21 protein-coding genes and 1 pseudogene are annotated in these 23,991 nt (G+C 71.5%); 8 read left to right on the forward strand and 14 right to left on the reverse strand.

Annotated features, from left to right (window positions below; translation table 11 throughout):
- Positions 1-39: 39 nt before the first annotated feature.
- Both O7624_RS02065 and O7624_RS02070 read right to left on the reverse strand, forming a co-directional pair.
- On the reverse strand, positions 40-1,410 hold the full coding sequence (locus tag O7624_RS02065) for an endo-1,4-beta-xylanase (RefSeq protein WP_093402138.1): 1,371 nt from the start codon (positions 1,408-1,410) through the stop codon (positions 40-42).
- A 243-nt stretch (positions 1,411-1,653) separates the two neighbouring features.
- Positions 1,654-3,237 (reverse strand): cellulose binding domain-containing protein, encoded by a 1,584-nt coding sequence (locus O7624_RS02070; RefSeq protein ID WP_282240514.1) that lies wholly within the window; start codon positions 3,235-3,237, stop codon positions 1,654-1,656.
- Between the two features lie 664 nt (positions 3,238-3,901).
- On the opposite strand from O7624_RS02070, the gene O7624_RS02075 reads away from it, so the two are divergent.
- The 5 genes and pseudogenes from O7624_RS02075 (at position 3,902) to O7624_RS02095 (ending at position 8,462) form a co-directional block, all read left to right on the forward strand.
- Positions 3,902-4,501, forward strand: a complete 600-nt coding sequence (locus O7624_RS02075) for a DUF4956 domain-containing protein (protein WP_093402137.1) — start codon at positions 3,902-3,904, stop codon at positions 4,499-4,501.
- Positions 4,498-5,328: a polyphosphate polymerase domain-containing protein gene (locus O7624_RS02080; protein WP_282238676.1), complete on the forward strand. Its 831-nt coding sequence runs from the start codon at positions 4,498-4,500 to the stop codon at positions 5,326-5,328. The genes O7624_RS02075 and O7624_RS02080 overlap by 4 nt, the downstream gene beginning before the upstream one ends.
- Positions 5,329-5,390: 62 nt before the next feature.
- Positions 5,391-5,759, forward strand: a pseudogene (locus O7624_RS02085) (chitobiase/beta-hexosaminidase C-terminal domain-containing protein); the annotation flags it as partial.
- A gap of 117 nt (positions 5,760-5,876) precedes the next feature.
- Entirely contained in the window at positions 5,877-7,454 is a 1,578-nt protein-coding gene (locus tag O7624_RS02090; protein ID WP_282240515.1) for a CotH kinase family protein, read from the forward strand.
- Between the two features lie 225 nt (positions 7,455-7,679).
- The gene (locus tag O7624_RS02095) at positions 7,680-8,462 is read left to right on the forward strand and encodes an SDR family oxidoreductase (protein ID WP_282238677.1); all 783 of its coding nucleotides are present in this window, start codon (positions 7,680-7,682) and stop codon (positions 8,460-8,462) included.
- Between the two features lie 60 nt (positions 8,463-8,522).
- On the opposite strand, the gene O7624_RS02100 is transcribed toward O7624_RS02095, so the two are convergent.
- Genes O7624_RS02100 through O7624_RS02110 form a run of 3 tightly spaced genes read right to left on the reverse strand, consistent with a single transcriptional unit; the run spans position 8,523 to position 10,800 of the window.
- Positions 8,523-9,491 carry a transporter gene (locus O7624_RS02100; protein ID WP_282238678.1) on the reverse strand — a complete coding sequence of 323 codons (969 nt, stop codon included), beginning with the start codon at positions 9,489-9,491 and terminating at the stop codon, positions 8,523-8,525.
- Entirely contained in the window at positions 9,488-10,384 is an 897-nt protein-coding gene (locus tag O7624_RS02105) for an ABC transporter ATP-binding protein (protein WP_282240516.1), read from the reverse strand. The genes O7624_RS02100 and O7624_RS02105 overlap by 4 nt, the downstream gene beginning before the upstream one ends.
- A gap of 11 nt (positions 10,385-10,395) precedes the next feature.
- The gene (locus O7624_RS02110; RefSeq protein ID WP_093402445.1) at positions 10,396-10,800 is read right to left on the reverse strand and encodes a GntR family transcriptional regulator; all 405 of its coding nucleotides are present in this window, start codon (positions 10,798-10,800) and stop codon (positions 10,396-10,398) included.
- Positions 10,801-10,956: 156 nt separating this feature from the next.
- Here O7624_RS02110 and nudC point away from each other — a divergent pair, with 156 nt between their 5' ends.
- The 3 genes from nudC (at position 10,957) to O7624_RS02125 (ending at position 15,411) form a co-directional block, all read left to right on the forward strand.
- Positions 10,957-11,898: an NAD(+) diphosphatase gene (nudC, locus tag O7624_RS02115; RefSeq protein WP_282238679.1), complete on the forward strand. Its 942-nt coding sequence runs from the start codon at positions 10,957-10,959 to the stop codon at positions 11,896-11,898.
- Positions 11,899-11,986: 88 nt separating this feature from the next.
- Positions 11,987-13,663: an ABC transporter ATP-binding protein gene (locus O7624_RS02120; protein WP_282238680.1), complete on the forward strand. Its 1,677-nt coding sequence runs from the start codon at positions 11,987-11,989 to the stop codon at positions 13,661-13,663.
- Entirely contained in the window at positions 13,660-15,411 is a 1,752-nt protein-coding gene (locus O7624_RS02125; protein WP_282238681.1) for an ABC transporter ATP-binding protein, read from the forward strand. The genes O7624_RS02120 and O7624_RS02125 overlap by 4 nt, the downstream gene beginning before the upstream one ends.
- 17 nt (positions 15,412-15,428) lie before the next feature.
- Here O7624_RS02125 and O7624_RS02130 read toward each other — a convergent pair whose 3' ends face one another.
- The 9 genes from O7624_RS02130 to O7624_RS02170 are packed head-to-tail and all read right to left on the reverse strand — an operon-like array spanning position 15,429 to position 23,990.
- Positions 15,429-16,412 (reverse strand): LLM class flavin-dependent oxidoreductase, encoded by a 984-nt coding sequence (locus O7624_RS02130; RefSeq protein WP_093402131.1) that lies wholly within the window; start codon positions 16,410-16,412, stop codon positions 15,429-15,431.
- Positions 16,409-16,735: a TIGR04076 family protein gene (locus O7624_RS02135; RefSeq protein WP_282238682.1), complete on the reverse strand. Its 327-nt coding sequence runs from the start codon at positions 16,733-16,735 to the stop codon at positions 16,409-16,411. Before O7624_RS02135 ends, O7624_RS02130 begins: the two co-directional genes overlap by 4 nt.
- The gene (locus O7624_RS02140) at positions 16,732-17,106 is read right to left on the reverse strand and encodes a nuclear transport factor 2 family protein (RefSeq protein ID WP_282238683.1); all 375 of its coding nucleotides are present in this window, start codon (positions 17,104-17,106) and stop codon (positions 16,732-16,734) included. The genes O7624_RS02135 and O7624_RS02140 overlap by 4 nt, the downstream gene beginning before the upstream one ends.
- 5 nt (positions 17,107-17,111) lie before the next feature.
- The gene (locus O7624_RS02145; RefSeq protein WP_282238684.1) at positions 17,112-18,800 is read right to left on the reverse strand and encodes a DUF885 domain-containing protein; all 1,689 of its coding nucleotides are present in this window, start codon (positions 18,798-18,800) and stop codon (positions 17,112-17,114) included.
- Entirely contained in the window at positions 18,797-20,035 is a 1,239-nt protein-coding gene (locus O7624_RS02150) for an amidohydrolase family protein (RefSeq protein WP_282238685.1), read from the reverse strand. The genes O7624_RS02145 and O7624_RS02150 overlap by 4 nt, the downstream gene beginning before the upstream one ends.
- Positions 20,036-20,046: 11 nt before the next feature.
- A complete protein-coding gene (locus O7624_RS02155; protein WP_282238686.1) occupies positions 20,047-21,012 on the reverse strand; it encodes an ABC transporter ATP-binding protein in 966 nt (321 codons plus the stop codon).
- Positions 21,009-21,989, reverse strand: a complete 981-nt coding sequence (locus O7624_RS02160) for an ABC transporter ATP-binding protein (RefSeq protein WP_093402126.1) — start codon at positions 21,987-21,989, stop codon at positions 21,009-21,011. The genes O7624_RS02155 and O7624_RS02160 overlap by 4 nt, the downstream gene beginning before the upstream one ends.
- A 1-nt stretch (position 21,990) precedes the next feature.
- On the reverse strand, positions 21,991-22,908 hold the full coding sequence (locus O7624_RS02165) for an ABC transporter permease (RefSeq protein ID WP_282238687.1): 918 nt from the start codon (positions 22,906-22,908) through the stop codon (positions 21,991-21,993).
- Positions 22,905-23,990 (reverse strand): ABC transporter permease, encoded by a 1,086-nt coding sequence (locus O7624_RS02170; RefSeq protein ID WP_210939475.1) that lies wholly within the window; start codon positions 23,988-23,990, stop codon positions 22,905-22,907. The genes O7624_RS02165 and O7624_RS02170 overlap by 4 nt, the downstream gene beginning before the upstream one ends.
- Between the last annotated feature and the right edge of the window lies 1 nt (position 23,991).

Below are 23,991 nucleotides of genomic sequence, written 5' to 3' on the forward strand. Positions count from 1 at the left end.
CGGGGGCGAGCCCCGCACGGCCGGCGTGGTTCGGCCCGGTCAGCCTGCGGTGCAGGACCTGATCTGCGGTCGGGCGCTGGAGTTGCCGTTCATCATCGTGGTGAAGCCGAACGTGTTGCCGCTGCCGTTGGAGCGCATCGTCATCACGTTGCCGCTGCTGTCCCAGGTGGGGCTGCCACTCCAGGTGGCGGAGATCCGCTGCGGCGGGGTGATGGCGACGACCACCGACCAGGTGCTTGCCCCATTGACCGTCACGGAGGTGTTGTAGCGGTCACCCCAGACCTGGCCGGGCGTCACCGTCGCGGTGCACCCGCCACCGGGCGGCGGAGTGGTCGGGTTGCCGGTGGGCGGCGGGGTCGTCGGGTTACCGGTGGGCGGAGTGCCGTTGTTCAGCGCGGTGAGCACGGCGTCGTACGCCGGCTTCTTCTGGCCACTGCCGTTGAACAGCAGCGGGTTCTCGCTGGAGCGCCACGAGTCGGAGTCGCGGATGCCCCAGACGGTGATGCCCTTGCAGCGCGCGACAGCGAGGCAGTCGTTCACCACGTTGCGGTACGCGTCGGTCGGGGCGTTGCGGATGTCCAGCTCGGTGATGTGCACGTCGACGCCGAGGGCGGCGAAGCTGGACAGGGTCGTGCGGTAGTTGCTCGGGTAGTTCGAGCCACCGGTGAAGTGCGACTGGAGGCCGACGCAGTCGATGGGCACGCCACGGCTCTTGAAGTCCTGGACCATCCGGTAGACGGCCTGGGTCTTCGCGTCGTTCCAGTTGTCGATGTTGTAGTCGTTGTAGCACAGGTCGGCGTTCGGGTCGGCCTGCCGGGCAGCGCGGAAGGCGGCCTCGATCCAGTCGTTGCCGGTGCGCTGGAGGTTCGAGTCACGGCGAGCGCCGCTCGACCCGTCCTGGAACGCCTCGTTCACCACGTCCCACCACTCGATCTGGCCCCGGAAGTGGGTGGCGACCTGGGTCACGTGGTTGAGCATGGCGTTGCGCAGCGTGGTGCCGGACATGTTCTGCATCCAGCCAGGCTGCTGGGAGTGCCACGCCAGAGTGTGTCCCCGGACCAGCATGCCCTGGCTGCGGGCGTGTTGGACCAACCGGTCGGCGTTGCCGTAGTTGAACTGCCCCTGGTTCGGCTGGAGCGCGTCGATCTTCATTTCGTTCTCGGCGGTGACCTGGTTGAACTCGCGGTTCAGGATGGTCGTGTAGGCCGAGTCGTTGAGCCTGCTCACCGCGACGGCGGTGCCGAAGTAACGACCGCTTTCAGCCGCCGAAGCACCAAGGGTGCTCGCGGCGCTGGCGCTGCCGGGCAGGACCACGGCGCCCGCGGTGGCGAGCAGGCCGACGGCGGCGGAGACAACGAGCGCGGCGCGCAGTCGCCTCGACCGTCCAGGTGCTCGGGAAGAGTTGGCCATGACGCTCCTTCCGGGTCCGGTGGCCCGATGGGGGCAGCATGAATCCGGACGTATGGTTGCGGAAAGGGTGGACCGTGCGCACCTCGGCCAAAGGGATCGCATCGGCCTTACTGGGCCGAAGTATTGCAGCGAGATTTCACGCACGTCAATGATTTCCGGAAGTTCCACCGGAAGTTTCGAAGCGTCACTGGGCATGACGGCGTTCGCCGCCATGCCCAGGCGCTCGGCGCGCAGCGTCGGAAGCTACCGGGCGGCGCAGGTGGGAGTCATCCCGGTGCCGGTGCCGGTGCCCTGGAAACCGAACTCGGTGGACTGCCCGGCGGCGACGGACCCGTTGTAGCTGACATTGCTGAAGGTGACCGCTCCACTGGAGCCACTGCGCTGGGCGTTCCAGGAGTTGGTGACGCTGGCACCGGAGGGCAGCGTCATGGTGACCGCCCAGCCGTTGAGCGCGGCCGAGCCGGCGGTGACCCGGACTGTGGCAACGAAGCCACCCGTCCACTGATTGACGGACACCGAGGCCGAGCAGGCACCGCTCGCCGGTGGCGTGGTGGGAGGCGTCGTCGGCGGGGTGGTGGGAGGCGTGGTGGGAGGCGTCGTCGGCGGGGTCGTCGGAGGCGTGGTGGGAGGCGTCGTCGGCGGCGTGGTCGGGCCGTCGGCGAGGGTCGGCGTCTGCCAATCCCGCCACTCGGAGAGGTTGCCGGCCTTTCGGCTGGAGATCCGGAACACGCCCGTGGAGCTGCCCGTGTTGAGCAGGAACTTCTGGATGTTCTGCTGCAACGGGGTACGCCACTCCGACCGGGAGGCGCAGTGCGTGCCGTCCTGGACGTCGGACCAGTAGCTGATGTTGTCACCCACGCCGAGTGCCCGGTAGACCTCCGCTCCGGCCAGCGCGGCGACACTCGAGGAGCGGGCGGCCAGCCAGTCGATGTGCGGGTTGTCCATGATGAGCAGTCCACGCGGAGCCACCATGGCCACGGTCTGGTGGGTGTCGATCGGCAGGTTCGCCGGGTTGCCGGTGTACGAGCCGAAGGCGTCACCGAGCCATGGCTGCTCGCCGTACGCGCTGCTCAGCGGTTGGGCACCGGACTCGCCGGGGATGCCCCGGAAGATCGGCGAGCCGGCGCTGCCCGACTCGATAGGCATGGTCAGGGCGATGCGCTGGTCGAAAGCGCCCGTCACGAAGGCGCCCTTGCCGTAACGGGAGCACCCCGTGACGCCGGTCGCGTCCGCGCGGAGGATGTTTCCGCCCGACTGCTCGATGACGTCGATGATCCGGCTGACGCCCCAGGCCCAGGCAACCAACAGTCCGCTGCTGCTCGACGAACCGTAGATGCTGTAGAAGGCGCCCTGCTTGTTGTTGCGGGGAGTGCCCTCCCGCCCCACCGCGAGCGGGTCATAGCTGATCACGGCGGCACCGGCGGACCGGATGGTGGCGGTGTCCGCCCCGAACCCACCGAGCACCACGACGGCCGGATACGGCCCACTGCCGCCGCTGGGCAGTTGCACGCTCGCGGAGAAGCTGGCAGTACGGCCGTTGTGCGCCACGTTCACGGTGATGCTGGTGTTCGAGACCGTACCGCTGACGGTCTGCGGTTTCGCCGGCTTCTCACCGTAGACGTACCGCTGCGCGAGCTGCTTGGTCTGGGCTCGCTGACAACGCCAGTCCGACTTGGCCGAGATCCGGCTCCCGTCGAGGCGCCGGAAGGGGTCGGGCAGCCTGGGGTTCGCCGAAATCGTTCCCGGATTCGGCGTCGGGCAGTCGACGCCGTCGTCCTCCACCGAGGAGACGACCGCGAGGCCGTCGGCGGCCCGGGCCACGCCCATCTCCGCCACCGTCAGTGTCGTCGCGGCGAGGGCGAGGGCGAGCGCCGCCACCGCCAGTACGACGACCACCGAACGGTCCCGTGGGCGGCCAACCTTCGCTGTCACTCCAGTCCCCTTCCGGGCAGACGCCGAGACCGACATTGATCGAGCAGCATCGATCGCTATCTGAGGGTAAGTTTCGAGCCGGGAAACGAAACGTGTCAATATAGTTTCGGTGATTATCGGCGCTGAACGGCGGTCGGGCGCGCATCAGCGCGCCGACATCAGGCGCGCTGGGGTGGCCCACGAGGACGATCACGGCCGGAGCGGGAAGTCCACACCACAAACCAACCCCGGCCGGCCGTAGTCGCGGCGAGCGACAGCCGACTGGGGTTGTCTACCCTGGGTTCACCACCGGTCCACGACTGGTCCACTCGCGCGCGAACCGCGCCCTGACCAGCCGACCGGCCCGAGCCGGACGATCACGGATGCGCCTGACGCGCGCCAAAAGTCCAGGTTGGCACAACATTGCCATTGACCCGGTTCGATGCGTCCCATTACTATTCCCGGAATAGTTCCCGCAAGTTTACCGAGACTTTCGGTTGCGTTCGGTTGCCTGACCGCAGCTCGTGCCGACGAGATGAGACGGGGCCGGCGCGACAGCGACCCAGGAGGAAGACACCAGATGTCGCAGCTCATCCTGTTCGCGATCGACATCGGCGCGGTGGTGCTGCTCGTCTTCGGGCTCTACTTCCCGAGACACCGCCGCCGGGATCTCGTGGTCGCCTACCTCGGCGTCAACGTCGGTGTCCTCGCGGTGGCCAGCGCGCTCAGCGCCAGCAACGTCGGCGCGGGGCTCGGGCTCGGGCTGGCGCTGTTCGGCGTACTGTCGATCATCCGCCTGCGGTCGACGGAGCTCGACCAGCACGAGGTCGCGTACTACTTCTCAGCGCTGGCCCTGGGCATCCTCGGCGCGTTGAGCACCACCTCGGTCTGGCTCAGCGCCGGGCTGATGGGCCTCATCCTCGTGGTGATGTTCCTGGGCGACCATCCCCGGCTGCTCCGCCACTACCGGCACCAGATCATGGTGCTCGACTCGGCCGTGACCGACCACGTGACCCTCGTGGCTCAACTGGAGCAACTGCTCGGCGCACGCGTGCACGTCGCCACCGTGCAGCGACTCGATCTGGTCAACGAGACCACCGTCGTCGACGTCCGCTACTCGGTCAAGGGCCAGACGACCAGAGCCACCGCGACGCCGGCCAAGGCGGGAGCGGCCCGATGAGCATCCAGCCGATCACCGCGCCCCTGGCGGCCATGGACACCATCGGGCTGACCGAACTCATCGACCGGGCCGCCTTGCAGACCAGGGTGGACCGCAAGTACCTCGTCCCGCTCGACCGGTTGCCACACCTGCTGGAGCAGCTCGTTCCGCACGCACGGGTGCTGGAGATCGACGGCGCGCGGAGCTTCCGCTACGAGTCGGTCTACTTCGACACCCCGAGGTTGGCCAGCTATCACTGCGCGGCCTACCGGCGGCGACGCCGCTTCAAGGTGCGCACCCGCACCTACCTCGACTCAGCCCAGTGCTGGCTCGAAGTCAAGATCAGCGGAGCGCGCGACAGCATCACCAAACACCGGCTGCCGTACGATCCGCACGACCGCACGACAGTGCTTCCCGGCCGCGCATTCGTCGACGAGGCGCTCGCGCGGGAGGCGATCTGCCCGCCCGCCGGCAGCGCCCTCGACCCGGTGCTGGTCACCAGCTACCGGCGGGCGACGCTGCTACTGCCGGCGACCGCCAGCCGGGTCACCATCGACACCGGGCTCGCCTGGCAGGCCGGCGCCACCTCACTGCACCTGCCGGAGCTGGCCGTGGTCGAGACCAAGACCAGCGCCGCCGCATCGCCCGCCGACCGGCTGCTGTGGCAGCGCGGGCTGCGGCCCGCCCGCATCTCCAAGTACGCCACCGGTCTGGCCGCGCTGCGTCCGGACCTGCCGGACTCGCCCTGGCGCCGGACACTGCGCCGGCATTTCCGCACCACCCCGTCGGTGGGCACGGCACCGACCGCCACCACCCACCGTCCCGTTCAGGAGGCATCGTGCGTCTGACCGACCGCAGCGTCGGCACCTCGGCGGCACCCCTGCGCATCGCGGGGATCGCGGCCGTCGCCATGCTGGTCACCGCGTTCCTCGTCCCGTCGCCGGCACCAGCCGGTGCCGAGCCCCTCGCCGGCACGTCCAGTTCCACCGTCCCGGCTGACCGGACCGCCGGTTCCCGCACCGCCGCGGACGCCGCCGCGGCTGCGGAGGCAGCCGAAGACCTGGTTGGCGACATCGGCTTCTCCGTGCCCAGCGGCACCTTCTCCGGCGAGGTCGCGGTATCGCTGAGCACCACCGTCAGCGGTGCCCAGATCCGCTACACCACCGACGGACGCCTGCCCGACGCGCAGTCGCCGCTCTACTCCGGCGCGGCGCTGCGCTTCACACGTACGACGCAACTGCGGGCCCAGGCGTTCGTCGGGCAGACCGCCTCGGGTGCGCCCGGCACCGCCATGTACGTCGCGCGCAACACCAGCACCACACACGACCTGCCGGTCGTCCTGATCGACTCGTACGGTGCCGGGCGGCCCGACCGGGAGTACTTCGACGCCACCACGATGATCTTCGAGCCCGGCGGCGGCAGCACCTCCCTGGCCGCCGCACCCACCGTGGCCACCCGGGCCGGTTTCCGACTGCGCGGGCAGTCGTCGGCGATGTTCGCCAAGACGCCGTTCCGGCTCGAATTCTGGGACAACGAGGACGACGACGCCGACTACCCGGTGCTCGGCATGCCGGCCGACTCCGACTGGGTGCTGCGCGGACCGTTCAGCGACAAGGCACTGATCCGGGAGGCGTTCGTCTACGACCTCGGGCGGCAGATGGGCCTGCCGGCACCCCGGTACGCCTTCGCGGAGTTCTACCTGAACACCGACGCCGGGCCGGTCGGTTCCGACGACTACATGGGTGTCTACATGCTCGTCGAGACGATCAAGAACTCGAAGGACCGTCTCGACCTCAAGCAGCTCCGCGAGGACGACCGGACCCTGCCGAAGATCACCGGCGGTTACATCTTCAAGTTCGAGTGGATGGCCGCCGAGGAGCCGACCCTGCCGTGCACCGGGCCGGCGGCGAGTTGCTGGAACTACCTTGAGGTCGCCGACCCGTCGCCGCTGCAGCCCGAGCAACGCGACTGGTTGCGTAACCACATCCAGGAGTTCCACAACGTGCTGCGGGCGCCGAACTTCGCCGATCCGGTGAGCGGCTACCGGGCGTACATCGACGTGGGTTCCTTCATCGACCAGCTCATCATCAACGAGCTGAGTCGCGAGATGGACTCCTACATCCGCAGCGCCTACTTCTACAAGGACCGCGACACCAAGATCTTCGCCGGGCCGCTCTGGGACTACGACCTCAGCTTCGGCGTGGGCGGCTTCTTCCAGAACGACCAGACCGCCGGTTGGCAGTACCAGCAGGTCCGCCAGCCGGTGGCCAACGACTGGTACACGCAGTTGATGCGCGATCCGGCGTTCGTCAACGAGGTGCGGGTGCGCTGGCAGGCGCTGCGCCGTGGCCCGCTCTCCGACGCGTCGTTGCAGTCCCGCATCGACGGCCTCAGCGCACCCCTGACGGCCGCCGCGCAGCGTAACTTCGCGCGTTGGCCCAACCTGAGCAACCGAAACGTCGGGCCCTTCATCACGCCGACCGCGCCGACCTGGCAGGGGCAGGTCCAGTTCATGCGGGACTGGATGCTGCGCCGCGCGGCCTGGCTGGACTCGACCGCCGGCTGGGGCGGGTCAACCACGCCCCCGCCGACCACGCCCCCGCCGACCACTCCCCCGCCGCCCACCACGCCGCCGCCGAGCAGCCCACCACCCACCACGCCGCCGCCCAGCGGTAGCGGCTGCACGGCGACCTACACGGTGACCAACCAGTGGTCCGGCGGCTTCCAGGGCGAGGTGCGGGTCACCGCGGGCGGTTCGGCGATCAGCGGGTGGACCGTGACCTGGACGAACCCGGCCGGGCAGACGGTCACCCAGGCGTGGAACGCGACCGTCACCAGCCAGGGATCGTCGGTGACCGCCCGCAACGTCAGCTACAACGGCAACCTGGCCGCGGGCGCCAGCACCTCGTTCGGTTTCCTCGGCGCCACCACCGGCACGCCGAGCACACCCACACCGACCTGCACAGCGAGCTGACCCGCTCGCCCCGGTCGCCGAACAGCACCTCGAGTAGCTCGTCGGGCGGACCCGCCCGGCACCGGACAACTGGTGGTCCGGTGCCGGGCGACCACCGTGACCTGCCGTGTCGGCGTTGCCTGACACCGACGCCGCCCGGCCGGCATCGTCGCTGCTCGAATGGGCTACGCCTGGTACGCGCACGACCAGCTGTCAATGCCGGCTAGGTTCGACAGAATGGCCGGTATGCGAATAGATCTTGCTGGCCGCACCGCGCTCGTCACCGGTTCGACCCAGGGCATCGGCCGGGCCATCGCCGTCGGGCTGGCCGCGGCCGGAGCCCGGGTGGGAATCAACGGACGCTCCGCCGACTCGGTGAACCGCGCCCTGGCCGAGCTGGGCGAGGGTGACTTCGTCGCGGTACCGGCCGACGTGACCACGGCCGACGGGGCGATCGCGGCCGTCGAGGCTCTCCCCGACGTCGACATCCTGGTCAACAACCTCGGCATCTTCGGTGCCCAGCCCGCAATGGAGATCACCGACGACGACTGGCGGCGGTACTTCGAGGTGAACGTGCTGGCGGCGATCCGGTTGACCCGGGCGTACCTGCCGGCAATGCGCGAACGCGGCTGGGGCCGGATCCAGTACATCGCCAGCGACTCGGCGGTGGTGATCCCGGCCGAGATGATCCACTACGGGGTTTCCAAGACCGCCCTGCTGGGCGTGTCCCGGGGCTTCGCCAAGGAGGCCGCCGGGTCGGGGGTCACCGTGAACAGCGTCATCGCCGGGCCCACCCACACCGGCGGGGTGGAGCAGTTCGTCCGCTCGCTGGTCGCTGACGACCTGCCGTGGGACGTGGCGCAGCGGGAGTTCATGCTCCGGCACCGCCCGCAGTCGCTGCTGCAACGCCTCATCGAGCCGGCCGAGATCGCGAACCTGGTCGTCTACCTGGCCTCCCCGCTGGCCTCGGCCACCACCGGGGCGGCGGTGCGGGTGGACGGCGGTTACGTCGACGCCATCCTGCCCTGACCCCACGGTCCACCTGAGCACCCCGGTCGATGCCCCCGAGGAGGGGCACCGACCGGGTGCTCAGGCGATCCGACGGACCCGCCACACCGCGAGATAGAGCAGGATCGCTGCGAGGGCGACGAAGACTCCGGTCTCGATGCCCTGGAACAACCAGTACCGGTCGGCCGGCTGGTAGAGCACCCAGTTGTACGCGCCCGCGCCGAACTCGGCACCACACTGCCCGCCCGTCGGCGCGGTGGCGCCCGGTGGACAGATGACCTGGGCGCCCGGCGCCACCATCGCTCCGCTGCCGTCCCGGATGCCGTTCGAGATGGTCCAGGCACCCCGCAGGGCGGTCTCGTCCAGGCCCGCGGTGGAGACGAGCGGCGTGGCGTGCTCACGGCTCGGCAGGTAGTGCGGCCGGGCCAGGACAGTCAGCGCCACGCGTACGGCGGCGAACCCGGCCAGGGTCACCGCCATGGCCGGCAGCATGCGGGGCCACACGGTGCCGGCGAAGACGCCGAGCGCAACCGCGAAGAGGGTGTAGCCGATCGGTGCCACGCCCTGCATGTCGAAGAAGAGCACGTCGAAGCGGCTCCGACCACCGCCCGCTACCAGCGGGGACAGCCACCACGCCATGCCCAGCCCGTACACGACGGCCGCGCCCAGCGTGAGCGCACCGACAAGCCCGAACTTGGTCGCCGCCCACCGCGTTCGGCTGACCCCCTGCGTCCAGACGAACCGGTGGGTGCCCTGCTCGACCTCCCGGGAGACCAGCGGCGCGCCCCAGAAGAGCCCGACCAGCAGCGGCAGGACGAGGAAGAGGATGCCGACCAGGAGCGCCGTGTCGTGCTGGCTGTTGAACTGGTTGAAGGCCCGGACGCACTCAGCCGTCTCGGTGTCCTGGCGCAGGCACTGCGGCAGGCCGAGTTCGGCGAACCTGCCCCGGATCGCCAGCCCCGTCGGGACCAGCACGGCGGCCAGGACGGCGAGCCCGATCAGCGTGACCAGCGCCTGCCTGCGGTGCTGGCGCCAGGCGACCCACATCATGCCGGAACCCCCCACGCCTCGTGGCTGCCCCGCGTCACCGTGTCGTCGGTGAGATAGGCCAGGATCAGGTCCTCCAGGGTGACGTCGCGGACCGTCCACTCCGGGTCGATGGGGTCTCCGTCGGCTCGAACCAGCAGGGTCGACTGCCGGTCGGTGTGACTGGCCCGGACCACCGCCGCCACCCCGGCGATCGGACGCGCACCTGCCGCGCGCGGCCCGCTGAGCTGCCGGTGGCCTTCGAGCAGCTCCTCCACCGGGCCGGCGAGTTTGACCTCGGCAGAGTGCAGCACGATGAGGTAGTCGCAGACCCGTTCGAGGTCGCCGAGGATGTGCGAGGAGAGCAGCACCGTGGTGCCGGACTCGGCGACGCTGCCCATCAGTGACTGCATGAACTCGCGGCGGGCGAGCGGATCCAGGCTGGCCACAGGCTCGTCGAGCAGCAGCAGCCGGGGCCGCTTGGCCAGCGCGAGGGCGAGCGCCACCTGGGCACGTTGACCACCGGAGAGCTTGCCTACCGGGCGACCGGGCGGAATGCCCAGTTGCGCGAGCCGGGTCCGCACCAGGGTCGGGTCCCACCGTCGGTTGAGCTTGCCGCCCATGATGACCAGTTCTTCCGGCGTGAGGTCCCGATAGATCGGGGTGTCCTGCGCGACGAATCCGATTTCCGCCAGCAACTCCGTGTTGCCGTACGGCACGTGACCGAAGACCCGTACCTCGCCGGCGTCCGGCCGGGACAGGCCCACCACCAGGTGCAGCAACGTGCTCTTGCCGGCCCCGTTGGGCCCGACGAGCGCGGCGACTCGTCCAGCCGGCAGCCGCAGCGAGCACTCGCGCAGCGCCCAGGTGCCGCCATATCTCCTGCCGAGCCCGTCGGCCTCCAGCACCAGCTCCATACCGCTTCCTCTCACGCAGATTCCTTCGTCACCGAGGCGGGAAAAGTGGCCCGCATCGTCGTCGCCACCAGGGCGGTTACCTCCTCGGCCGTGAGCCCCACCGCCTGCGCCCGACGCACCCAGTCGACCAGCTCGGCGCGCAGCTCGGCCTGGTTGACCAGGGCCTCGCGATGCAGTGACGCGGTGATGAACGTGCCGACACCGGGCCGCCCCTCCGCCAGTCCTTCGATCTCCAACTCGCGGTACGCCTTGAGCACCGTGTTGGGGTTAATCGCCAATGACTGCGCCACCTCGCGGACCTTCGGCAGCTGGTCGCCGGGCGCCAGCAACCCCACCCGCAACGCCTGTTTGACCTGCTGAACCAGCTGTACGTAGGTGTTCACCTTGGACCGGCCGTCCAGCACGAACTCGATCAACACGCTCCTCCCGACCAACCCTTACGGCTTGTCCTACGACAGTAGGACTATACGACAGGTTGGTGAACCAGGACGTCGCTGTCAAGGCATCGCGACGGCGGTCGCCGAGTCGGGGTGCCGATGGGGCCACCGGGCGCGTCAGGCACGATCAACGACATGGTGTTCCACGGGCTCGCGTACACCGCGACACCGCACGACCGGGCGGCGAGCCTACGCGTCGACCCGGCCCGGGTTGCCGACCTGCTCGACCGCGACGACAGCCAGGTGCTGCCGATGTGGCGCGACCGGCCGCTGCTCACGGCCGACGGCAGACCGGTGCGGCTCACCGGTGCGCCCGCCCGAACCCTGGTGGCGGTGGCCGGTCAGACCGCTCTGCTCGGCCTCGACGGCACCACAGCGAGTTTCACCGCCGATCTCAGCGACGTCGAGGAGACCGAGGCGCTGCGCCTGGCTACTGCGCACCGCAGCACCGACCTGCGCGGGCTGGCCACCACCCTGCCCGGCCCACTCGCCGCGACCCTGGCGTACGCGCGCGGCCTGCTCTACTGGAACCGGCACGCCAGACACTGCGGTACCTGCGGCGCGACCACGGCCAGCGCCGACGCCGGTCACCTGCGGATCTGCCAGGGCCCCGACTGCGGTCGGCAGTTGTTCCCCCGGATCGAACCCGCCGTCATCGTGCTTGTGGAATCCCCCGATCCGCAGCCACGCTGCCTGCTGGCCCGCCATCACGGTGCCGACCCGGACGGCTTCTCGCTGCTCGCCGGCTTCGTCGAGATCGGCGAGAGCCTGGAGGGCGCCGTCCGTCGCGAGGTCGGTGAGGAAGCCGGCGTGACGGTCGGTGCGGTCACCTACCAGGGTTCCCAGGGATGGCCGTTTCCGGCCGGTCTCATGGTCGGCTTCGTCGCCCGGGCCATCGAGGAGACGATCGCCGTGGACGGACGCGAACTGTCGGAGGCCCGGTGGTTCACCCGGGCCGAGATCGTCGAACGCGTCCGCAACGGTCCCGGCTCGGGACCGGTCGACTCCATCGGCGGTCGGCTGCTGCGCTCGTGGGCCGGGCTCGACCGGCCACCGCTTCCGCACGCCGAGGACTGAGACCTGGCCAGCACGGCGCACCCGCGAATGGCATTCGGCGAGTACGGCAGGTTAGCCTGCCCTAACTCATCGAACGTGAGGCGGGGGCATGACACAGACCACGGGGCGACTGATCCGCCGGATGTTCTGGCGGCAGCGTCGCGACACCGCCCTGTGCGCCGCGTTCTGGTCACTGCACCAGCTGTGTGAGGCTCTCGTTCCGGTGGCCATCGGCCTGGTCATCGACCAGGCCGTCGGAACCGGGTCGACCTCGGCGATGGCCTGGTCCGTGCTGGGCATCTTCGCGTTGTTCACCGCCCTCACCATGGGCTGGCGGTCGGGCTTCTGGTTCCTGTCCCGGGCGGTCACCGAGGAGTCGCACGAGCTGCGGATGCGGGTGGTCCGACGGGTCGTCGGCGGTCAGGGCGTCCGGACCAGCCGCCAGAGCGGGGAACTGCTCTCGATCGCGACCTCCGACACGCAGTCCGCCGCTGAGCTGCTCGAACTGGGCACCCGGGGGGTGAGCGCGCTGGTCGGGCTGACGGTGTCGACGGTCGTGCTGCTGCGGATCGACTGGTCGCTCGGGCTCGGACTGGTGGTGGGCGTGCCGCTCCTGGTGCTCGGGCTCAACGCGCTGGGGCCGGTCGTGGGCCGCCGCACGTCCGCGCAGCAGCAGGCGGTCGGTCGGGCCGCCGCCACGGCGTCGGACCTGCTGCGTGGGCTGCGACCGCTGCGTGGCTTCGGTGGGGTCGACGAGGCCGTCGGCCGTTACCGCACGGCCAGCCGTACGTCGCTGCGTGCCGGCATCGGGACGGTCAAGGCGGGCGCCACGTTCGTCGGCGCGTCCACCTTCACGACCGGCCTGCTGATCACCGCCGTGGCCGCGCTGGCTGGCTGGTACGCCCTGGACGGGCGGATCACGGTCGGGCAGCTCATCACGATCGTCGGGCTGGCCACCTTCCTCACCGATCCGGTGCTCAACCTCGCCGACTGCGTCTTCCGGCTGGCGACGGCGCGGGCCAGCGCGGCCCGCGTGGCCGAGGTGCTCGCCGCCCCGGAGCGGGTGCCCTCCGGGACGCGGACGGCCGAGCCGGGGACGTTGAGACTCGACACGGTGCACGCGCCGGGCCTGGCCGGCGTCGACCTCGCCGTGGCCCCCGGTGAGCTGCTCGGCATCGTCACCGCGGAGACCAGCACGGCGGACGACCTGACCGAGTTGCTCGCGGGGGCACGGCCGCCGGACCGGGGTGAGGTGCGGCTGGCCGGCACGCCGATGCGGGAGCTGGACCTCGCCTCGTTGCGGCGAACCGTGCTTGTCGAACCGCACGGCGTGGACCTGTTCGGTGCCACGCTGCGGGAGGTGCTCCAGACCGGCGACGACCGGGACGACGCCGCCCTGCGCGCCGCCATGGCCTCGGCCGCCGTCGGTGACCTGCTCGCCGATGACGCCGGATTCGACCGTGGACTCGTCGATCACGGCCTGAACCTCTCCGGTGGCCAGCGGCAGCGCCTCGCCCTGACCCGCGCGCTGCTGGCCGACCGGCCGGTCACCGTCTTCCGCGACCCGACCACGGCGATCGACGCGGTCACCGAGCACGCCATCGCCGACGGCATCCGCGCCTACCGGGCCACCGACGACCGGGCGACCGTCCTCATCACCACCAGCGCACCGCTGCTCGACCGGTGCGACCGGGTCGTCTTTCTCCGCGCCGGTCGGTTGGCGGCCGTGGGGCGTCACCGCGACCTGCTCGCCGACTCGTCGTACGCGGAGGTGGTGCTGCGATGACCCCGGGAGCGACGATTCTGCCGGTCGCGAGCGGCCGGGTGACGCTCACCGCCTTCTGGCGGGCTCTGCGGCGCTATCCGCTGCTCGCCTGGGCATCGGTGGCGGCGGCCACGGCGGCCAGCGTCGCGGCCGTCGTCGTGCCGATCCTGCTGGGCCGGCTGGTCGACCTGGTGGTGGCCGGTGGCACCGTCGGCTCGCTGCTGCTGACCTCGGCGTTGATCCTCGGCGCGGGCCTGGCCGCCGCGATCCTCACCGGCGCGGCCAACTGGCTGGTCACCGAGTGGGGCATGCGTGCCTGCGCCGACCTCCGCGAGGAGGTGCTCGACCGGGCGCTGCGGATGGACGCGACCCGGCTGGAGAGCGCCGGCTCCGGCGACGTGGCCTCCCGGGTCACCGAGGACGTGGAGCGGGTGACCGACTCGGTGCGGCTGGCGGCCGGGATCTTCACCGCCCTGGTCACCGTTGTCATCACCTTCGCCGGTTTCGCGACCCTCGACTGGCGCATCGCCGCCGCGTTCCTGGTCGTCTTCCCGGTGTACGTGCTGAGCCTGCGCCGTTTCGTGCCGCAGGCGAAGCGGCTGTACGCCGCCGAGCGGGAGGCCGCGGCGGTGCGTACGCAGAGCCTGCTGAACACCTTCACCGGTGCCCGGACGGTGCACGCGTACGGCATGCAGGACCGCCAGAGCCGACGGGTCGAGCAGGCCTCCCGGCACGCGGTGGTGGCGCGCCTGCGCGCGGTGCGGGGCTTCCTCTGGTTCGCGAACACGATGAACTACGCGGAGGCGCTCGGCCTGACCGCCGTGCTGCTCACCGGCTTCCTGCTGGTACGCGCGGGCGACAGCACGGTCGGCGACGTCACCGCTGCGGCGCTGCTGTTCCATCGACTCTTCGGCCCGCTCGGCCTGTTGTTGATGTCGTTCAACGACATCCAGTCGGCCGGGGCGGCGCTCGCGCGGCTCGTCGGCATCTCCGGGCTCGACGTACCCGCTACGCGGCCGGCCGGGCCGATCTCCGGTTGGCTGCCGACGAGCATCACCGCCAAGTCGGTGTGGCACCGCTACCCCGGCGGCCCTGCCGTCGTGCAGGACGTCTCGATCGAGATCGCCGAGGGCCAGTCGTTGGCGATCGTCGGCGAGAGCGGAGCCGGCAAGACCACCCTCGCGGCCATCCTCGGTGGCGTCTTCCCCGCCGCCGAGGGCGAGGTGTGGTTGGGTGACCGTCGGATCGGCGAGCTGGATCCGGCCGAGCTGCGCCGGACCGTCGGCGTGGTCACCCAGGAGGTCCACGTCTTCGCCGGCACCCTCGCCGACGACCTGCGGCTGGCCGCTCCGGCCGCCTCGGACGACGACCTGCACGCCGCCTTGCGGCTGGTCGAAGCCGACGGTTGGGTCAACGCCCTGCCCGACGGGCTGTCGACTCGGGTCGGCGACGGCGAACACCCGCTCACGGCCGGTCAGGCGCAGCAGGTGGCGCTGGCCCGGATCGCCCTGCTCGACCCACCGATCGTCGTCCTCGACGAGGCCAGCGCCGAGGCCGGCAGCGCGGGGGCCCGACAGCTCGAACGGGCCAGCGCCGCCCTGATCCGGGGCCGCACGGCCGTCGTGGTCGCCCACCGGCTCAGCCAGGCACACACCTGCGACCGGATCGCCGTGATGGCGCACGGCCGGATCGTCGAACTCGGCGCCCCGGACGATCTGGTCGCGGCCGGCGGCCGGTACGCCGAACTCTGGTCGGCCTGGCGACGCTGACCCGGCCCGTCCGACCGTCAGTCGCGCAGCAGCGGCAGTACCCGCCGACCCAGCAGGTCGATCCCGCGCTGCGGGGTCAGGCCGTGCGGGGTGCCGAACTCGACCCGGCTCGCCCCGGCGTCGAAGACCGCCGCGGCCTGCGCGGCGACCTGCTCGGGCGTACCGGAGAACGCAAACAGGTCGAGCAGGTCGTCACCGATCAGTGCGCCGGCCAGGTCGTCCTCGCGGCGGGTGACGTGTTGCTGGATTCGGGCCAGCAGTTCCGGGTCGACCTCGACGGTGGGGTCGAGGGCGGCGACCACCGCGAGGTACATGGCGACCTCGGTGCGGGCCATCCGTCGGGCCAGCGCACCGTCGGTGTCGACCACGGTGACCGCACCGAGCACCACCCCGGTGTCCCGGCCCGAGGCCGCCTCGTCCAGCCACGCCCGCATCGTCTTGGCCATCGCCGGATTCGCCGATCCGCCGACCTTCACCTCGTCGGCGAACGCGGCGGCGGACCGGGCGGTCTGCTGGCCCCACGTGCCCACCAGCACCGGCACGTCCGGCCGGGCCGGGGTGTACCGCAGCGCGGTACCCGGCGCGACGGTGAACTCACGGCCGACGAAACCACAGTCGTCACCGGCGAGCAGCCGCCGGACGATCTGCACCGTCTCGGCGATGCGTCGCAGTGGCCGGGTCTGCGCCACCCCGACCTGTTGCAGCCAGGTGCCCCGGGCCAGGCCGAGGTACGCGCGGCCGTGCGAGGCCAGGTCGAGGGCGGCCACCTGACCGGCCACCTCCACCGGGTGCAGGGTGAACGGGTTGAGGCAGGCCGCGCCGAGCCGGATCCGGCGGGTGTGCCGGGCGGCCACCAGCAGCGGAAACAGCGGCGGCTGGTACATCAGGTCGCCGAAGACCGACAGCACGTCGAAGCCGTGCCGTTCGGCCAGCTCGGCCAGCACGGCGTACTCGTCGGCGGACTTGTCCGACTGGAGGCCGACACCCACCAGGCGGGTCACGTCAGCTCCTCGGTGGGGATCTGCCGCCGTTCGGTGCGCTCGATGCGCATGATGAGCCGCTCCTCCGGGTCGGGGCAGGCGACGTGGCTGTCCCGGGCCATCCAGTCGCCGTCGTCAAGGGCCCGCTGCTTGGCCGGTAGCAGCGGCAGGCACGCGGCGAGCGCGTACAGGCAGAAGTGCTGGCCCTCGGGAATGCGCAACCGGCACGACTCGGTCAGGTCGACGTGGTCGCCCGGCTTCATGCCGCACACCGAGCGTCCCTCGATCCGCTCCACCACGATCCGCAGGTCGTAGACGTCGGTGGTGGGCTGGTCGTCGCTCATCGCACGGCCTCCGCGTGGTGGTGCACGATCCGCCAGCCCGCGTCGTCGCGCCGCAGCACATCGGTGACCCGGAAGCAGACGTCCGGTCGGTCGGCGGCGTGCCGGGCCCGCAGCACGTACCGGACCAGACCGGTGTCGTCCCACGACTCGGCGTGCAGCTGTTCCGGAGCCACGCTGACCGGTGCCGGTCCGGTCGCCTCGGCAGCCCGGCGGTCACGCAGCACGTCCAGCGCAGCCAGCCCGGTGAGCAGCCGGTCGGCGTCGGATTCCCAGATGGTCAGGTCGGGGTGCAGGTGGGCGTCGAAGGCGGACCGATCCCCCAGTGATCGGTACATGTCGGTGATCGTGCTGGTGAGTTCGTCGATACTCATCGGGGTCACTTCCGGTCGAGGGAGGCGGCAGCGGGTCGGAACGTCTCGGCGAGGCGCTCACGCAGCGGATCCAGGCCCATCGGCCCGAGCGCCAGCGCCGTGTGGTGGAACTGTTTGCGGTCGAAGGTCGGGCCGGCACGACGCTCGGCGTCCTGGCGGGTCTGCTGCCACAGCCGCGCGCCGACCTTGAAGGCGAGCGCCTGCGCCGGCCAGCCGAGATAGCGGTCGACTTCGAACCGGGCGGTGGCGGCGTCCAGCCCGGCGACCCGGGTGAGCAGATCCACGGCCACACCGTGGCTCCAGCGGGGCGCGTCGGTGAACCCGTTGCCGGGCGGGATCGGCAGGTCGAGGTGCAGGCCGAGGTCGATGACCACACGGGCGGCCCGCCACATCTGCCCGTCCAGCATGCCGAGCCGTTCCGCCGGGCCGGCGTAGAGGCCGAGTTCGTCGGCGAGCCGTTCGGCGTAGTGCGCCCAGCCCTCGGCGTACCCGTGCACGTGGCACAGCGTGCGCTGCCACGGGTGCAGGTCGGCGGTGGTGAGCGTGATGGCGTGCTGGAGGTGGTGACCGGGCAGCCCTTCGTGGCAGAGCGTGCCGACGTGCCGCCACACCGGCACCGTCGACTCGCCCGGCGGCACCGACCACCAGATGCCGCCCGGGCGGGTCAGTTGCGCGTCCGGTGGGGTGTAGTACATGACCCCGGAGGTGGCGGGACTGATCCGGCACACCACCCGGCGGGTGGCGGCGGGGATGTCGAAGTGTGTCCCGTCGAGCAGTTCGGTGGTCAGTGCGGTCCGCCTGGCCAGCCACTCCTCCAGGGCAGGGCCGACCGGCACCCGCCCGTCCGGGTCGGCATCCAGCGCCGTCCGGGCGGCGGCCACGTCCGGGTGGCCGCAGTCGGCCGCCGCCGCCCGCAGCTCGGCCGCGGTGCGGGCCAGCTCCGCCCAGCCGTACGCGTACAACTCGGCCAGGTCGACGGTGGCGCCGAGGAAGGCGCGGGCGGTGATCTGGTAGAGGTCGCGGCCCACGCCGTCCACCTCGGTCGCGGCGGGAGCCAGTTCGGTACGCAGGAACGTGGCAAATTCCGCCGTGGCAGCGGTGGCCAGCCGCGCCCCCTCAACCAACCGCTCGGCGAGCGGCCCGGCCGGTTGACCGGCGACGAGACCGCCGAAGAAGTCGGCGTCGACCCAGGCGGTGCACTGCGCGGCGACGGTCAGCACCTGCCGGCGGGCGACCAGTTGACCACGCTGGGCGGAACGGCGCAGCGTCGCGGTGTACTGGTCCAGGGTGGTGGGCAGCCGGTGCAGGTGATCGGCGACGACGGCCCAGTCGTCGACGGTGCTCCGGGGCAGGTTGTCGAAGACCTGCCTGGCCAGGTGCACCGGGGTGGCCAGCGGGGCGAGCAGCCGGGTGGTGAAGCCGGCGTCGTGGAGCGCCACCTCGCTGGCCAGTCGGTCCGCCAGGGCACCGGCGAGGGCACGCTCGGCCGGGCCGGTCACCGTGGCGGCGGCCAGGGCGGTCGCGGTCGCGCGGGTCAGTTCGGCGCGGGCGTCGAACCCGTCCGGCGACAGGTCGGCCAGCCGCCATTCGGGGGTACGCCCGGCTGCCTCGGCGGCCTGCGGGTCGAGCGCGGCGAGGGCGTGCAGGTATTTGTCGGCCACGGCGCTGACGCGCGGCGCGGTCGCGCCGGTCATCGGGGCGTCCGGAGCCGGTGGTGGTCGTCGCGGTACACCACGCCGCCCTTCATGACCCCGTGCAGGGTGCGCAACGCGGAGACGGAACGGGTCGGGTCGTCCCGCAGCACCAGCAGGTCGGCGTGCTTGCCGGCCTCGACGCTGCCGAGCGTGTCGGCCTGGTCCAGCCATTCGGCGGGACGGATGGTGGCGGCCTTCAACGCGTCGGCGACCGGCATCCCGGCGTCCACCATGAACTCCAGCTCACGCACGGTCGCGCTGGTCTCGTCGTAGCCCGCGTGCGGCGGCATGTCGCTGCCCAGTGCGATCGGCACCCCGTTGCGGATGGCGTGCTGGAGGCTCTCCCAGTGCCGGGGGCCGGCGGCCAGGGCCCGGTCCATCAACCAGCCGGGCACTGCGGAGTCACGGAAGAACTGTTCGCAGCGGCTCACCACGATTGTGGGCACGTACCAGACGCCCCGGTCGGCCATCAGGCGGGTGACCTCGTCGGTCAGCTCGTAGCCGTGTTCGACGCAGTCGAGGCCGAGTTCGACGGCCCGGCGTACGGTGTCGGCCGGGCCGGCGTGCGCGGTGACCTTGCGCCCCCAGTCGTGGGCGACCCGGATGACGGCGGCCATCTCGTCGTCGAGCAGCTGCGGGGTGTCGATCGCCTCGAACTGACCGGCGATCCCGCCGGAGATGCAGACTTTGATCAAATCGGCGCCGGCCCGGATCTGGGCCCGGGTGAGCCGCCGGAAGCCGTCGGCGCCGTCGGCCTCCAGGGCGTCGGCCTCCCAGCCGTGACCGCCGGTGCAGCACAGCGCGTGTCCGGCGGTGAAGATCCGGGGGCCGTCCACCGCGCCGGCCTCGATGCCCCGGCGCAGCGCGAAGTCGGCGTAGCGCCCCTCGCCGACCAGCCGGGCGGTGGTCACCCCGGCGTGCAGGGTGCGTCGGGCCGAGTCGGCCATCAGCAGCACCAGTTCGGCCAGGTTGGATCGGTGCACCGTGTCGGCGAGGTGACCGGGCAGCCCGAGGGAGAGGTGCACGTGCATGTTGGTCAGGCCGGGCATCACCACGTCGCCGCCGAGGTCGACCACGCGGGCGTCGCCGGCCTCGGCGAGCACGTCGTCGACGGCTGCCACGGCCTTGATCATCCCGTCGGCGCCGACCCAGACACCCCGGTCGGGCTGGAGGTGGTCGGCGACGCCGTCGTAGAGCGCGAGGTTGACCAGGACCTGTTCGGTTGCGGTGTGCATTGACGGCGTCCTCAGTTCGCGGGCACGGTGGCCGGGGCCACCGTGGGGTCGTTGAGCCAACAGGCGGCGCTGCGTCCGCCGAGGTCGAGGGTGGGTGGTTGGTCGTCGCAGGGGGCGAAGGCGTGTGGGCAGCGCGGCCGGAACCGGCAGCCGGTGGGGGCGTTGGCGGGATCGGGCACCTCACCGGCCAGGGTGGCGGGCAACCGTGGGGTGGGGCCGATGCGGGGCACCGCGTCGATGAGCGCCCGGGTGTAGGGGTGTCGCGGGTTCCGCCACAGCTCCCGGGTGGGCGCGCTCTCCACGATGCGGCCGAGGTACATCACGGCGGTGATGTCGGCGATCTCGTGTACGAGGGCGAGGTCGTGGGAGATGAACAGCATGCCCATGTCGAGATCGCGGACCAGGCCGACGAGCAGGTTGACCACCTGTGCCTGGGACGAGGCGTCCAGCGCGGTCACCGGTTCGTCGGCGATGATCATGCGGGGTTGCGGGGCGAGTGCCCGAGCGATGGCGAGGCGTTGCCGCTGGCCGCCGGAGAACTGGTGCGGGTACCGCTCGGCGGCGGTGGTCGGCATGCCGACCCGGTCCAGCAGCTCGCGCACCCGGTCGCGGCGGGCCGCGCCGGTCACCGTCGCCGGGACGCCGTCGAGCAGTTGCGCGCCGATGGTGCGCCTGGGGTTCAGCGAGGCGTACGGGTTCTGGAAGACCATCTGCAGGCCGATCTCGGTGTCCGGCCGGCGCCGCCAGCCCAGCGGGGTGACCGGCTGCCCGGCGAAGCGGACCACACCGGCGCTCGGCGGGGTCAACCCCACGGCCACCCGGGCCAGTGACGACTTGCCGCAGCCGGACTCGCCGACCAGGCCGACGATCTGCCCGGCCGCCACGTCCAGGCTGACCCCGGCGACCGCGAGCACCCGGCCGCGTCCCCGCGAGCGGTACTCGACCTCGACGTCGCTGATGTCCAGCAGGCCGGTCATCGGGCTGTCACCTCCAGGTGCGGGCGGACCACACAGGCAACCGACCGGTCGGCAGCCACCGGAGCCAGGGGCGGTGGCACGGTGCCGCAGGCCGGCTCGGCGTACCCGCAGCGGGGTTGGAACGGGCAGCCGGGCGGTGCCTCACCCGGCGCCGGCGGGGCGCCGGGGATGGGCCGTAGCGTGCCGACGGCCTGGGTGCCGTGTGGCCGGGCGCCGAGCAGCGCCGCAGTGTACGGGTGGGTGGGTGCGGTGAGCAGCGCCCCGGTGGGGCCGGTCTCCACCACGCGACCGGCGTAGAAGACGTAGCCACGGGTGGTCAACGCGCTGAGCACCCCCAGGTCGTGGGTGATGAAGGCGACGGCCAGCCCGGTCTCGGCACGCAGCCGGTCGAGCAGGGCGAGGATGCCGGCCTGCACGGTGACGTCGAGCGCGGTGGTCGGTTCGTCGGCGATCAGCAGTCGGGGCCGGGCGGCCAGGGCGATGGCGATGGCCGCCCGTTGCCGCATGCCGCCGGAGAACTGGTGCGGATAGGCGCGCAGGGCACGCTCGGGGTCGGGGATCCTGACCTGATCGAGCAGTTCCACCGCCCGGCGGGTCGCGGACCGTCGGTCCAGTCGCAGGTGCACCCGCATGTGTTCGGTGAGCTGACGGCCGACGGTGAGCATCGGGTGCAGGGCGGCGGTCGGGTCCTGGAAGACCATGGCGATGCCCGCGCCCCGGATCCGCTGCCAGCCATTGTTGTCCAGGCCGAGCAGATCGGTGCCGGCGAACCGCGCCGTTCCGGTGACCTTGGCTCCCGCCGGCAGCAGACCGAGCAGGGTCTGTGCGGTGAGGCTCTTACCGCAGCCGCTCTCCCCGGCGATGCCGACGAGTTCGCCCTCGTCGACGGTGAGCGACACGTCGTGCAGGATCGGCAGCGGCCCGCGCGGGCCGGGCAGGGTCACGGCGAGGGAGTCGACGTCGAGCAGCGGCGCCATCTCAGCGTCCCTTCGCGTAGCGGGGGTCGAGCCGGTCGCGCAACGCGTCGCCGAGCACGTTGAAGGCCATCACGACGGTGAGGATGGCCAGGCCCGGGAAGACGCTGACCCACCACATCGACAGGTCCTGGGAGCCGAGCGCGACCATCGAGCCCCACTCGGCGGCCGGTGGGCGGGGCCCCAGCCCCAGGAAGGAGAGCGCGGCGAGCAGCAGCACCGCGTTGCCGAGTTCCAGGGTGGCCAGCACGATCGCCGGGCCGATGCTGTTGGGCAGCACATCGCGGCGCAGCGCCCGGACCGGTCCGACGCCGAGCAGTCGGGCGGCGCTGAGGTAGTCGTCGCCGCGCATGCTGAGCACGGCGCTGCGGATGACCCGGGCGTAGACCGGCCAGGAGACGATGACCAGGGCCAGCACCGCGTTGCGGGTGTTCGGGCCGAAGGCGGCGGTGACCGCCATGGCCAGGATGATCTGTGGGAAGGCGAAGACCAGGTCGGTGAGCCGCATCAGCGCCTCGTCGGCGAACCGTCCCAGGTATCCGGCGACCAGGCCGAGCAGGCCGCCGACGAGCAGGGCCAGCGAGACGATGGCCAGGGCCAGCGGGATCGACAACCGGGCGCCGTGCACGACCCGGCTGAAGATGTCCCGGCCGAGGGAGTCGGTGCCGAACCAGTGCGCGGCCGAGGGTGCCGCGTAGGTGTCGGCGCTCTGGGCGAGTGGATCGTAGGGGGCGACGAGCGGGGCGAGGATCGCCACCAGCAGCCAGCCGCCGAGAATGGTCAACGCCACCACGGCGATCGGCTGTCGCCAGATCGGCCGGCCGGCCGAGCCACCACGCAGCCGACCGAGCCATCGACGGCGGGTCAGCGCCCGGTCCACCTTCGGGTCGGGGGCCACCGGATCAGGTGCGATCATCGTCATGACAGGCGGATCCTCGGGTCGATGAGCCCGTACAGCAGGTCGACGGTGAGGTTGACAAGCGTGTAGACCAGCGCGACGAACAGGCTGACACCGAGGATCGCGGGCAGGTCGAGGGCGGTGGCGCTGCGGTAGGCGTACTGACCGACGCCCGGCCAGCCGAAGATGCTCTCCACCAGCACCGTCCCGGACAGCAGCGAGGCGAAGGCCAGGCCGGAGACGGTGACCACCGGGACCAGCCCGGCGCGCAGCAGGTGCCGGCGCAGCACCACCCGGGCCGGCAGGCCCTTGGCGTACGCGGCCCGGATGTAGTCCTGCTGAAGCACCTCCAACATGGCGGAGCGAACAAAGCGGACCAGCAGCGCCACGGTGAGCGAGGTCAGCACCAGCACCGGCAGGGTGAGGTGTTGGGCCGCGTCCCAGGCCACGTCCCACTGACCGGCCAGTGCCGCGTCGACCGTGTACATGCCGGTGACGGTCGGCGGCGGGCTGAAACCGGTGGAGAGCCGTCCACCGCTGGGCGCCAGCCCGAGTTGGTAGAAGAAGACGTAGAGCACCACGAGCGACAGCCAGAACGGCGGCGTGGAGAGCCCGAGCAGGGCACCCACCCGCACGAGCTGGTCGGTGACCCGGCCGTTGCGGACCGCCGCGAGCATGCCGATCCCGGTGCCGATCACCAGCGCCAGCACCATGGTGGGGATGGCCAGTTCCAGGGTCGCCGGCACGTACCGGACCAGGTCGTCCAGGACCGCCCGACCCGTCTGCTGGGAGATACCCAGGTCACCGCGGAAGAGGTTGCCCAGGTAGTGCAGGTACTGCTGCCAGAGCGGCTGGTCCAGCCCCCACTTCTCGCGGAAGGCGGCCACCGTGGCCGGGTCGTTGAGCGCCTGGTCGGACAGGTTGGCGGTGACCGGGTCACCGGGCACCACGTTGACCAGCCCGAACGTCACCACGGTGACGCCCAGCAGCAGTCCGGCGGTGATCGCCAGCCGCTTGGCCAGGAAGGCCAGCAGCGGGTGGGACCGGCGGGGCCGGGGCGCGGTCGTGGTGACCGCGCCCGGCTCGCCGTTGTGGACGGTCGTCATG

This window comes from Verrucosispora sp. WMMD1129, assembly GCF_029581255.1.
Lineage (GTDB): Bacteria > Actinomycetota > Actinomycetes > Mycobacteriales > Micromonosporaceae > Micromonospora > Micromonospora sediminimaris.